Source organism: Pedobacter sp. N36a (genome assembly GCF_014472395.1).
Taxonomy (GTDB): Bacteria; Bacteroidota; Bacteroidia; order Sphingobacteriales; family Sphingobacteriaceae; genus Pedobacter.
In genome coordinates this window covers 55,621-68,764 of the sequence record NZ_JACSZW010000009.1, presented here as the reverse complement: position 1 = coordinate 68,764, position 13,144 = coordinate 55,621, and the positions used below count along the sequence as shown (strand labels likewise).

Sequence of the window (13,144 nt, the reverse complement as noted above, 5' to 3'; positions counted from 1 at the left end):
TATTAAAGGTTACATCAGCAATTTTTGCATCCACTTTAATCTCGTCAGCAGCCAAACTGCTGCAAAGGAAAGCAATAGAGTCATTACACAGGATACCAATACATTTAATCCTGGATGAAGGTCAAACCGAACGGCAAGGTATCTGAAAATAACGACTACAAAGAAGTAGTGTATTAAATAAATGCCAAATGAATACTTGGCAATAGCTTGAATTATCTTTGTGAAGATACCGGTCTTCACTGTCATGCCCTCCACCATTAAAAACACTCCTACTGCTTCCAATAGTACGTTTGGGGAGCAGTAATACCAAACCATTTCAATATTTGGAATAGAAAAAGGGACGCTTATGGTGAGGTAATAAGTAATACCGTAACCCGTTAAAAATAAAACAGCACCTGTCACCCTTTTTGTCAGCGTACTCCAGCCTGGCAGATAGATATACAGGTAGTATCCCATCAGTAAATAACCAATAAAGCCTGATAAATAGTAAAAGGAATGGAATTCATTCCAGTCAGATACGCCAAAAGCTAATCCGGTTAAAAATCTCAGATAAGGGATGAAAGTCGAGAAAATAAAAATAGCCAATACCAACTCCATCTCTTTTTTTGTGGCTTTAGCAACCCAGGGAGAGATGATAGGAATAATCAGGTAAAGGCCAACCAGCATGTACAAATACCATAAATGCGGGGAAGCATCGCCAAAGCTAAGGGGTAACCGAATGATATCCATCCAAATTTTATTCCATGATTTTTGATTTAATACCAAGCCATCAAACCACACATAAGCGACGCCCCAAAACAACAGTGCCGGAAGGATTCTCCAGAGTTTTTTTTTATAAAATTCGAGGGCATTCAATTTGGTTGGCAACAGTAGAACTCCAGAAATCAATACAAATAAAGGAACCGTAAAACGATAAAGGGCACCAATATATGTTCCCCATTCAAAATTAAAATTACCATCCTGATTTAAGATGATACAATCATTAGCATGCGCCACGATGACCATAAAAACGGCAATCACTTTTAGTAAATCCAGCCAGTTAATCTTCTCCTTATACTTCAATATCGCCTGCTCTGTTCTTAATTGGTCTTCCATATCCTAACCCTACTTTGGGAGGATAAACCTAAATCATTTAACGCAAACTATCAAGCTTTTCTTATAAACAGGTAGATCTTGCCAATACCGTTTAATGATTGGCTATAAATGAATAACTATTAAAAACCATGGAACGTATCTTAGTAATCGACTAACCATCAATTGATACCCAAATATGAATGAACTAAAAAAATCCTCCATTTACTTGTTTTTATTTTTCTCCACAATGTGTTCATCCTATGCTCAGGACATCGAAAGATGGGATAAAAGCAGTACTGAAAAAGAAAATCCAAATGCTTCATGGTTCAAAGATGCCAAATTCGGTCTGTTCATCCATTGGGGATTATATTCTAAATTGGCAGGGGTATGGGAGCGCAAAGATTATTATGGCAGCGGTGAGTGGCTGATGAACCAGGCTAAGATTTCGGCAAAGGCCTATGAACAGGTGGCCAAGAGTTTTAACCCGCAAAAATTTAATGCCGATGAATGGGCAGACCTGGCGAAAGATGCAGGGATCAAATATATGGTCATTACTGCAAAACACCATGAAGGTTTCGCGATGTATGATTCTAAAGTAAGTGATTTCAACATCGTAAAAGCATCGCCTTATGGCAAGGATCCTATGAAAGCATTAGCCAATGCGACAAGAAAAAGAGGGATTCAATTTGGCTTTTATTATTCTCAATTTCTAGATTGGCACGAGCCAAATGGTGGCGGCAATAAATGGGACTTTAAAGAAGCCGACAAAGATTACTTAAAATACTATAAGGAGAAATCCATTCCTCAGCTTAAGGAACTCCTGACCAATTATGGCGACTTGGGCCTGGTGTGGTTTGATATGCCCGGAGGATTGACCCAGCAGCAAACACAGGACTTAGTTGATGAAATGCATACCTTACAGCCAAAAAGCCTTTTTAGTAGTCGTGTGGGACAGGGATTAGGGGATTACCGTACTTTCGGCGATTCTGAAGTTCCGGCAACACCGATTAAAGGTGCCTGGGAATCTATTTATACTCATAACGATTCCTGGGGCTATATCAGTCATGATATGAATTTCAAAACACCCGAGGAAATCACGCAGCTATTGGCCAATGTAGCTTCCAAAGGAGGAAATCTGATGCTCAATGTTGGTCCGGATGGAGAAGGAAATATTCCGTATTACTCCGCGAAATACCTTAGGGAGACTGGAAAATGGCTAAAGAAAAATGGGCAAAGCATTTATGGAAGTACCTATGGCCTTGTCCCGGCCCAACCATGGGGTGTAACCACTTCTAAACCAGGAAAGCTGTTCCTGCATATCCTTAATCCTCCGGAAAATGGAAAAATCAGGGTTCCAGGAATCAATGTTAAATTGACAAATATTGTCCAGATTGGCAGCAAAACTACATTGAAATATGAAATTAAAAATCAAATACTTTATATAGATCTTCCCTTGAAAACTGACCCTTACCATGCAGTTATTGAAGTTGCCTTTAATGGCCAGCTGAATGACGGGTACCTTCACAACATTCCCATTGTTTCAGCTTCCTACCCTAACAATATGCTGGAGGTAGTTCATTCTAAAACAACCGGGGCTGCGAAAATGCAGACCTTAACGTACAGTCATTATTTTGGCGACTGGAAGCATACCGCCTGTATCACAGATATGGTTAAACCAGAAGACCAAACAACTTTCCAATTTAACATCACAGCAGCTGGAGACTATAAAATACAGCTGGAGTATGCTTGTCCGGAGGCTAGTGCAAAACAAGAAGGGATTATAGAATTTGACCATAAAACCTATAAATTTCAAACTTTAAGGACTTCTGAATACAGTTCCAGCAAACCTTTGCTCTTTATTAAGCACCCTGTAGCCACAATCTCCATTCTAAAACCAGGAATATATACCTTGAACTTAAGACCTGAAGCAAATAACTCCAAAGAACTATTCAAACTGAAATCCGTAATTGTTCAGCCCATCAAATAAGTATGTTCTACCTCATAAGGCTTTAGTCTTCTACGAAGTCCAGATCCTTATGATGGGTTTCAGGAATGGTTTTAATGCAGTAAAAACCTATTCCAAAACAAAGCAAGCCAATAACTGCCGCCGCATTAATTTCCATCACATGGGGTTTTAAAAAAGTATAACCGGTAGTCATCAGTACTACAGTTCCGCGTACCATATTTGGGATAGTCGTCGCCGCAGTTGCTCGTACATTTGTGCCGAATTGCTCCGCACCAATTGTCACGAACATCGCCCAATAGCCGATTCCAAATCCTACCCATAAACACATGGCATACACCCCCTTTGTTGTTGAAATGCCGCCATACAGAAAAATCAGGCTTCCAACAGCGGCAAACAACATCAGATAAGCCACAGCCATACGCCTTGATTCCAGCCAATAACTGATGACACCACTGACTAAATCTCCTGCAGCGAGTCCAACATAACACCACATCACCGCTAATCCAGGTTTTATCGCTTCAGAAATATGTAAAGCTTTACCGATCTCATTGCTGAATGTAGCCAGAATACCGATCACGAACCAGGTAGGCAAGCCCACACCGATGCATTTTAGATATAAAATCAACCTGCTTTTTTTAGTGAAGAAAGACAGAAAATTACCCTTAGTCAATTGCTGTTTGGCCTTCATGGCATGAAACATTCCAGATTCAAAAACACCGATCCGAAGGAATAGTAACAGAATTCCCATTCCTCCGCCAATAAAATAGGCATTTCGCCAGCTGAAGAGTTCTACAGTAAAATAACCAACTACTGCACCTAGTAATCCTACCCCTGCTACCAGGGAAGTTCCTAATGCCCTCAGTTTTTTTGGTAAACTTTCAGATACCAGTGTAATCCCAGCACCAAGCTCTCCTGCTAAACCTATTCCTGCTATAAAACGCAAGATCTTATATACCAAAACATCTTGTACAAATCCACATGCAAAATTGGCGATAGAGTAAGTGATAATAGAACCGAAAAGAACAGATAACCGACCCTTTTTATCACCCAATACCCCCCATAAAATTCCACCCAACAGCAAACCTGTCATCTGCCAATTGATGATACTGGCTCCTTCAATAGAGCGCGCAGCTTCATCAAGGCCCAATTCAGTTAAGCTGGGAATCCTGACAATACCGAATAAAAGTAAATCATAGATGTCTACAAAATAGCCAAGGGAGGCTACAATTACTGGTGCACTCAGCAAATAAGCCCAAGCGCTTTTTTCTTTAGTAGTGGTGGTCATTTAGGTAATGGTTGGTTTGTTGAAATCTATTTCTAATGTAACAATTCCATGATTAATAATTTCATTTTTATATAAAACCTATTGCAGCCTGATTTTTTTGCTAAAAACCTCTTTACCCAGCGCATTTAACCAACCTATTATGTACTAAAAAAATCGGGATCAGGGCAAATCCTCTAAAAGCATCTACAACTTAGATTCGCTTGCTTTGCCCGAAAATGGTGTCAGTCTGATTCAATAGAATACAGGTTTGGTTTCAATTTTGTGTTCCTAAATAAAATCATATTTTACGCCCAATCAATGAGGAACAGACCTCAGGAAAACCAAACGTTTTGATATTAAGCCACATATCCTTATCTTCGTAGAAAAAAGGCCATGTTACCATATCCACACCTACCGTTTATCAGCAGCAGTCCAGTGGCTTGCCTGCATCGGATAGGCATGGAATATCCTTTTTATCCCTGCTGATATTCAGGCAGCATCAATAATAACGATTTCATAACACCCGAATTTTTCTTATCGGATTAAAAACGACACAATTCCTTATGGACATTTTATATACCACTGAAGAAAAGTATTTGGAAGCGCTTGAAGAATTAAATTTCGGAGAGCCGCCAAAAGCACTTCATTTACTAAATGCAATTATCCAGGAAGATCCTGAATATGCAAGAGCCTACTGCAGCCTCGCGAATATCTATCAGGATAAACTTAAAAATTATCAAACTGCGGGCTATTATTACAAGAAATGTATCGAGCTAGATCCGGAATTTCCGGATACTTACCTTCCTTATTTACGACTGCTCTGCACTTTAGAGATGTCCAGATTAGTAGAGCAAGTATTCAAGCAAGCCCTCGCTACTAGAGGAGTTTGCAAATGCTGTATTTATGAGCAAATGGGAATTTACGCAGAGCAGGATAAAAGATGGGAAGCAGCCAACAAATTCTATAAGAAAGCACTATTAAACAGTACTGGCATAGAAGACAAAAGTGCACTGCATGACAATCTGCAGCGATTAAAAGACAAAAAGAGATTAACTTCTCAGGTAATTTACAACTTTCAATCACCAGATTAAAAACGTAAAGCCTTTAATTTCAAACGACAATAGCCTCCGTAATACGAAGGCTATTGTCGTTTAAATAGAGCTATAAATACTTATTTCCCTTGTTTCAATACGATCGCCCCTAAAGGAGGGAGCTGCAATTGAATAGAATACTCCCGGCCATGACAGCCTAAAGATTCAGGCGCCAGTAAGATGCCTTGATTTCCTTTCCCACTGCCAAAAAACTCCTCCGCATCTGTATTAAATATCTCTTTCCATTTTGCTTTAAAAGGAAGTCCAATCCGGTAATTTTCCCTTAAAACAGGAGTCATATTCAAAATAACGATTAAGGTATCTTTCGCTTTAAGCCCTTTCCTCAGGTACACATAAACAGAATTATCGGTATCATCCGCATTAATCCATTCAAAGCCTTCATAAGAAAAACTATGTTCATAGAGTGCTGGTTCACTGCGATAAAAATTATTTAGTGCTCTAACCGTATTCTGCATACCCAGATGAGGTGCGTGCTGGATTAAATGCCAATCCAGGGAACTTTTAAAATCCCATTCATGTGTTTGTGCGAATTCATTCCCCATAAACAGCAGCTTGGTTCCTGGCTGCGTAAACATATAGGCATATAAAAGTCGCAGGTTGGCAAACTTCTGCCATTCATCACCAGGCATTTTGTAAATCATAGAAGACTTCCCATGTACCACCTCATCATGTGAAAAAGGCAGCATAAACTTCTCGGTAAAGGCATAAGTAGCGCTAAAAGTTAACTGATGATGGTGAAAACTCCGATTCAGCGGATCATTCTTGAAATACTTCAAGGTATCATTCATCCATCCCATCATCCATTTCATCCCAAAACCCAGTCCCCCGTCCTTTAAGGGATGTGTCACTCCAGGATAGGTACTGCTCTCTTCTGCGATGGTATGTATCCCCTCAAAGCTGCCATAAACCGCCTCATTCAAGTCCTTAAGAAACTGTATAGCCCCCAGATTTTCCGGTCCGCCAAACTCATTCGTCGCCGCTTCTTCTGCTTTTCTTGAAAAGTTGAAATACAGCATAGAGGCGACTGCATCTACGCGAAGTCCATCTGCATGGAATTTATCCATCCAAAACATCGCATTGCTGATTAAGAAAGACCTAACCTCGTTTCTATCATAATTAAAAATGTACGATTTCCAATCTGGGTGAAAACCTTTCCTCATATCCGCATGCTCGTACAAATGAGTACCATCAAAATGAAAAAGTCCATGTGCATCACCGGGAAAATGGGAAGGTACCCAATCCAGGATCACCCCGATATCATGTTTATGAAGTTCATCAATCAGATACATCAATTCTTCCGGAGTGCCATGTCTGGAACTCGCTGCAAAATATCCGGTAATCTGATAGCCCCAGGAAGGAAAATATGGGTATTCCATGATGGGCATCAGCTCTACATGAGTAAAACCCATATCCAAAATATAAGGTACGAGGCTAGTGGCAATCTCCTTATAAGTGAGTACCCGCTGTGGTTCTGCAGGGTCCCTTTGCCAGGAGCCTAAATGCAGTTCATAGACCGATAGTGGCTGATTTAATGCATTTATCTTTGGCCGTTTTTTCAACCAGCTTTTATCCCTCCATCGGTAATCAGCTTCCCAAATCACCGAAGCTGTCCTAGGAGGATGCTCCCAATGCCTCGCAAATGGATCACCTTTTTGGATGTCTAGGCCATCAAAACCTTTAATACCGTACTTGTAAACCTCTCCATTTTTCAGGTCAGGGATAAAACCTTCCCAAATTCCAGAGGCATCCCATCGCTTATTCAATGGATGAGCACTGGCATCCCATTGGTTAAAATTACCAACCACACTTACATTTTGTGCATTTGGTGCCCATACGGCAAAGTAGGCCCCCTCTCTGCCATCTACCTGCTGCAGGTGAACCCCCATTTTTTCATACAGTCGGAAGTGCTTTCCACTGACAAATAAGGAAACATCAAAATCAGTAAATAAGCTATACACCCAAACACTTTTATGCTTTTGCCCTACTGCTGGAACTGCTGTAATATCTATTATTTTATCGGAACTGCGCTTAACTGATGTGCTCATGAAAATGATTTTAATTTGTTATCCTACTCACCATATATCTTTACTGTCATGAAATTCTTGTTGGATTTGAAACGCAAGCAATTACGTTCATCTATATAATAATCTTTTACGTCCTTCTCATCTACGGTGATTTTGTTCACTTTAAATGGAATTCCGATCACCGTATAATCGTATAACTCATAATTTGGTGTGTAAAGTCCGGCTACACTTTGTTCGATACTCAGCTTCTGACCATCTCCTTTTACGCTAAACTTTTTCTCCGAATAAATATCTTGTTCGTAGGCAAATGTATCTCCATGATCTTCATAGAAAAATGAATTTACCTCATAATCTGAATAATAGATATTGAGTAAAACCTCATCGATATTTTTCTCACCTACATATTGCATCACTGGATATTCAGGAATTACGGAACCGGCACGCACAAATAGCGGCATGTGGTCTAAAGCCGCCTGGATCAGGTGTTCACTTTCCCCGCTGAGGATTTCATGCGTCCAGAAATTATACCATTTACCTTTCGGTAAGTAGACCATTCTTGAAGTTGCACCTTGCTCCAAAACCGGACAAACCAAGATCTTATCTCCAAAAGTAAACTCATCCTGACGGTAATGATTTCCGACATTTTCCTGCTCCAACATAACCAAAGGTCTGAGGATAGGGAAACCGTAACGGTGATGTTCCCAGAACACCGAATACAAGTAAGGCATCAATCTATACCTCAACTCGATGAAAGTCCGGTTGATGCTCGTATATGGCTCTCCAAAGCTCCATGGCTCTCTTTCTGCGGTATCTCCTGCGGAATGTGCGCGCATAAATGGAGAAAAAGTACCCAGTTGAATCCAGCGTGTAAACAATTCCGCATCTGGTTCGCCGCTAAATCCACCAATATCTGTTCCACAGAAAGGTACGCCGGAAACCGACATCCGCTGACACTGGATATTGCCCATTTTCAAGTGCTCCCAGGTCGCCACGTTATCACCTGTCCACACACAACCATACCTTTGCATTCCAGAATAACCTGCCCTGGTAATCGTAAAAGGACGTTTATTGCGCATCAATTTCTTTAATCCGTCGTAAGTAGAGCGGACCATCTGCATCCCATACACATTATGTGCCTTGCGATGTGAACCTCTATACCCATCATAATTATGCCTTACATCATTCGGGAAAGTCCCTGCACCGAAAACTGCAGGCTCATTCATATCATTCCAAACGCCAGCCACGCCAATATCTACTAATTCCTTGTATAAATTACCCCACCATTCCCTGACAGCAGGGTTGGTAAAGTCTGGAAACTGGCACCTACCTGGCCATACATGACCTTCCATGAAGTAATCATCACTCCTTCTACAGAAATAATTGTGCGCTTTACCTTCTTTAAAAACCCAGTAATTATCGTCCACTTTAATCCCCGGATCTATCATAACCACGGTTTTAAAGCCGTCATTAGCCAATTCCTTGATCATCCTTTTAGGATCAGGGAAATAGTTTTTATTCCAGGTAAAACAACGGTAGCCATCCATATAATCAATATCCAGATAGATCGCATCACAAGGAATATTTCTGGAGCGGAAACCATCTGCGATTTCTTTCACCTTCTTTTCCGGATAGTAGCTCCACCTGCATTGGTGGTAGCCCAAGGCCCATTTAGGAGGCATAGGATGCGTTCCTGTTAAGGTCTGGTATCTTTTAACCACGTCCATCATGTGTGGCCCATGGATATAATAATATTGCAATTCACCGCCATCAGCCCAAAAACTGGTCTTCTGGTTATCTTCTTTTCCAAAGTCAAAATAAGAACGGAAGGTATTGTCGAAGAAAATTCCATAAGCGGCTTGCTGGTGTACGCCAACATAGAAAGGAATGGTGCGATACAAAGGATCCTGGTCCCATCCAAAAGAATACGCATCAGTATTCCAATTCTGGAAATGGCGACCTCTCAGGTTCATATTCCCTGATTTATCACCTAAGCCAAAGAAATTTTCTTCAGCACGGCATTTCTTAGTCGCATAAACGTAGTAACCGCCAAATTCAACATTTTCCTCCCAGTGCATCGGCGCCTCATCTTCGCTCATCACCATCTGATTCAGGTTCTCTACAAAGGAGATGTTAAAATCTGCTTTTGCAACTTTACAAGTAATGGTATTGGTAGAAATCGCATAGTGATCCTCTAGCTCAATCATTTTAAAAGTAGTCACCTTTTGATCGACTACAGGTACCGCATAAGAGAAATCATCCAGAAAAACACCATGCGGGGCTAATCTTACCCTGATAATTTCGTCGCTCACTACCCGCACTTCTACTCTAGCATCTCCATCCGAAAAGAAGAACTTATTCCCCTCTTTCTTTACCTTCTGCACCGCAGACAAATATTTTTTTACAATAGGTTTTAAATCGGTAACCGGATTATTTAAATGTTGAATTGTGTCCTCAACAATTTCGGGAATTTTCTCCTCCTCTTTTATTTCTCTCCTTTGTTCGTGTTGTTCTTCCATTAAAATCGTTTTTTATAAGTAGTAGATTGGTAGATCGTGTATTGTGTACAACTAAGATTGTTAAAATTTACAGTAAACCAAAGGATTATTTTAAGCTTCTCGATTGGTAGCTAAAACCTTAGCGAATAAAAAACCCCGGCATTCCTGCCAGGGTTTCTCAAATTTAAAGTAACGAGAGACTATGGGTTGAATACATAAGACACATAATACAGTGCTCCAACAGAAGGATTACCATAAGAAGTGAAGTAGTATTTATTCAATACGTTAGATCCTCCAATTTTAATCATGGAGTTCACTGAAGGGATTTTAAAGTTCAGCTGTGCATCAAGCGTGCTGAATGCAGGTACTTCTCCGGAAGCAAATGAAGAGTTCCAGTAGAATTTACCTTGCCAGCGCCAATTCACGTTAAAACCTACATTTTTGATGATTTCTCTATTGCCAAATCCCAAGTTGTAACGGAATTCTGGTGTATTGAAATCATTGATATAATCATCAGGAAGATCGCCGATCTTGTTATAAGAAACGTTACCACTCAAATTATATTTACCAATCAGGTAATCCAGACCGATGGCACCACCGTAAGTTTTCACTTCTCCTTTCGCGTTTACCGGAACTCCAAACTTGGTGAAAGCACCATCTTTGTTCTGATACACATCAACAGCAGTAATGAAATCTTTATAAATGCTGTAATAAGCGTAAGCATCAATCAGGACTTTCGGGCCTAACAGACCTTTGTAGCCCAGCTCATAAGCCTGTACACTTTCCGGGCGAACACCTTTAACATCAAAATCATAAGCTTTTAATAAAGCTGGATTTGGCGCACCTGCTGAAGCAGATGCTAAAAATGCACGGTAACTCACATCTGTATAGGGCTTATTGGTCAATAATTCATACTTGTTCAAGCTTGCTGGTAAGCCACCAATCAATCGCTGAGAACCACCGCCAACAGATAAATCTATATACTGATTCTGTGTGGTGGGGTTACGGTAACCGGTCTGATAAGAAACGCGGATGTTATTATTTGGCGCAACAGTAAATACACCAGTGATCCTTGGAGTAAACCTGCCATCAAAATTAGAGCTTTTATCATAACGGCCAGAGAAGGTTAATTTCACCTTTTCATTAAAGAATTTCTTACCGATCTGAGCAAAAGCGCCATATTCATTGATGTCGATACTGTTGTTCAGATCGTCGAAAATTGTACCGCCAGATCTTAACTGATACATTCGGTAAGAAGAACCTACCTGTAATTCCACTACATTATTCAATGCATTAGTGAAATTGTACATGCCTTCATAATGATACAAATTTGTTTTATCATTGAACTTAGCTCCGTAAACGCCTTTCTTAAAATCTGTACTGGCGATAGTGGTATTCATAATCTTATCTTTTGCAGCCTCAAACTCAGGAGACCCTGGTTGAAACCTGCCCCTATCCGCCGCAGCTCTTGCCGCAGCATGGGCCTGAGCATCCGTAACACCCGGAGCTGATGCTTTTGCACCTATAAAATTCCCTACATATTCAGGAAACCAATCTGTCGATTTCTTAGAAGATTCATTGATATAACTGCCCAAAATAGAAGAGATATAAGAATCTCCGGAACGCTCCTGAGTGGTATATCCTTTTAAGAAGAAATCCTGGCCTTTTAATTCCAGTTTATATTGTCCGATGCTGAAATTACGCAGCGAATAACGGTCTGAACCTGTATATACGGATGTTCCAGTTCCCCAGTTGGCCTGTGCAATCGCCTCAATGGTTGGCGAGAAACGATAGTGCAATGCACCGGAAGCTTTCAGCGACTGTGTTTTATAATCTACCAGATTTACCTCATCATAACCTGTTCTGGATACCGCCTGATCCGGGAGTAATGCTGGATTTGCCAATCCTGCAACAAAGGGTCTGAACCTTGGGTCAGTACCTAGAAAGCCATTTAAAGCGGCTAAACCAGCAGGATTAGATTTAAACCCAGCAATCTGAGCGGCTGTTGGCGCAGTTGCAAGACCCAAGGCCTGTTGTACGAAACCAGCAGTTCCAGCGTTTATAGCCGCTTGAGCCACATTTTTCATATTCTGACTGACTTCGTCTCCATATACGTTAATCCCGTCATAGTTAGGATCTGAAATTCTATTACCTTCTTTCACCTTACGTGCAGCACGGTCAAAATCGGTATAATTGTTGGCGTGCCAATCTTCTGCCTGCAGGAAGGAGAAACTTCCTTTAAACGCAAACTTATTGTTCCATGCTTTTGCTACACGAACATCCAGCTGATTGAAAGGCTGTACATCAGTAGTACCATCATTCACATGGTTGATCCCGCTTTTATATTGAAAACTAGCACCCTGATAATCGTAAGGGTTTTTTGAAGTGATCAGCATAGTACCACTAATCCCCCCTGCACCATACAATGCAGATGAAGCACCTGGTAAGAGCTCTACATTGTCAACATCAAGGTCGTTGATCCCAACAATATTACCCACAGAAAAATTCAATCCTGGTGCTTGATTATCCATTCCATCCACATATTGATTGAAACGTGTATTTCCATTAGAGTTAAATCCTCTGGTATTGATAGATTTAAAAGTTAAACTCTGCGTACTCATCTCCACCCCTTTCATATTCGATAAAGCATCATAGAAGGACGGCGCGGCAATTTCTTTGATGGCTGTAGCGCCCATTCTTTCCACTGAAACCGGAGATTCCAAAATACGTTCTGGTGTTCTCGAAGCAGAAATTACCACTTCTTGTCCTAGAATACCTACTTGTTCCATTGCTGCGTCTACATTTGATGCGTTTCCAGTGATTTGCTTTTCGATAGGTGCATAACCTACATAGGAAATGACCAAAATAAAGGGAGCTTTCTGTGAGGTACTAAAATTGTACTTCCCATTAATATCTGTTGCAGTGCCGGAGGTAGTGCCTTTAATGGTAATCCCAACACCTGGTATTGGCTCCTTAGTGTTTTTATCAGTAATTGTTCCACTAATGATCACATTTTGTGCCTGTGCAAATACGGCGGTCATACACAGCAATAAAAACGTGAGGATCGTTTTTGTAAAAGTTTTGCTCATACTCGAGAATTTATAATTGGTTAATTTATCTTAAAATTAATACAATTTTTTAATTATCCAAACTGAATTTTGTACACAGTTTAATTGACGAAATCTAATTTTCATTTTAAATGAATTAAG

General features: G+C 40.5%; 7 protein-coding genes. 2 read left to right on the top strand and 5 right to left on the bottom strand.

Annotated features, from left to right (window positions below; genetic code table 11):
* Positions 1–9: 9 nt before the first annotated feature.
* On the bottom strand, positions 10–1,095 hold the full coding sequence (locus tag H9X96_RS17305) for an acyltransferase (RefSeq protein WP_187667497.1): 1,086 nt from the start codon (positions 1,093–1,095) through the stop codon (positions 10–12).
* A 175-nt stretch (positions 1,096–1,270) separates the two neighbouring features.
* Here H9X96_RS17305 and H9X96_RS17300 point away from each other — a divergent pair, with 175 nt between their 5' ends.
* Positions 1,271–3,061, top strand: coding sequence for an alpha-L-fucosidase (locus tag H9X96_RS17300; RefSeq protein ID WP_187667496.1), 1,791 nt, complete (start codon positions 1,271–1,273; stop codon positions 3,059–3,061).
* A gap of 22 nt (positions 3,062–3,083) precedes the next feature.
* Here H9X96_RS17300 and H9X96_RS17295 read toward each other — a convergent pair whose 3' ends face one another.
* On the bottom strand, positions 3,084–4,325 hold the full coding sequence (locus H9X96_RS17295) for an MFS transporter (protein ID WP_187667495.1): 1,242 nt from the start codon (positions 4,323–4,325) through the stop codon (positions 3,084–3,086).
* Positions 4,326–4,867: 542 nt separating this feature from the next.
* Between H9X96_RS17295 and H9X96_RS17290 the strand changes: the two genes are divergently transcribed.
* Positions 4,868–5,395, top strand: coding sequence for a hypothetical protein (locus H9X96_RS17290; RefSeq protein ID WP_187667494.1), 528 nt, complete (start codon positions 4,868–4,870; stop codon positions 5,393–5,395).
* A gap of 80 nt (positions 5,396–5,475) precedes the next feature.
* Here the strand turns inward: H9X96_RS17290 and glgB are convergent, their stop codons facing one another.
* From glgB to H9X96_RS17275, 3 genes are all read right to left on the bottom strand, one after another.
* Positions 5,476–7,461 carry a 1,4-alpha-glucan branching protein GlgB gene (glgB, locus tag H9X96_RS17285; RefSeq protein WP_187667493.1) on the bottom strand — a complete coding sequence of 662 codons (1,986 nt, stop codon included), beginning with the start codon at positions 7,459–7,461 and terminating at the stop codon, positions 5,476–5,478.
* Positions 7,462–7,484: 23 nt separating this feature from the next.
* Positions 7,485–9,956, bottom strand: coding sequence for a glycoside hydrolase family 31 protein (locus tag H9X96_RS17280; protein WP_187667492.1), 2,472 nt, complete (start codon positions 9,954–9,956; stop codon positions 7,485–7,487).
* Between the two features lie 179 nt (positions 9,957–10,135).
* Entirely contained in the window at positions 10,136–13,024 is a 2,889-nt protein-coding gene (locus H9X96_RS17275; protein WP_187667491.1) for a TonB-dependent receptor, read from the bottom strand.
* Between the last annotated feature and the right edge of the window lie 120 nt (positions 13,025–13,144).

Bases quoted from the DNA above. Each gene is read 5' to 3' on its own strand.
- H9X96_RS17305 (WP_187667497.1), bottom strand. From the start codon at position 1,095: ATGGAAGACCAATTAAGAACAGAGCAGGCGATATTGAAGTATAAGGAG.
- H9X96_RS17300 (WP_187667496.1), top strand. From the start codon at position 1,271: ATGAATGAACTAAAAAAATCCTCCATTTACTTGTTTTTATTTTTCTCC.
- H9X96_RS17295 (WP_187667495.1), bottom strand. From the start codon at position 4,325: ATGACCACCACTACTAAAGAAAAAAGCGCTTGGGCTTATTTGCTGAGT.
- H9X96_RS17290 (WP_187667494.1), top strand. From the start codon at position 4,868: ATGGACATTTTATATACCACTGAAGAAAAGTATTTGGAAGCGCTTGAA.
- glgB (WP_187667493.1), bottom strand. From the start codon at position 7,461: ATGAGCACATCAGTTAAGCGCAGTTCCGATAAAATAATAGATATTACA.
- H9X96_RS17280 (WP_187667492.1), bottom strand. From the start codon at position 9,956: ATGGAAGAACAACACGAACAAAGGAGAGAAATAAAAGAGGAGGAGAAA.
- H9X96_RS17275 (WP_187667491.1), bottom strand. From the start codon at position 13,024: ATGAGCAAAACTTTTACAAAAACGATCCTCACGTTTTTATTGCTGTGT.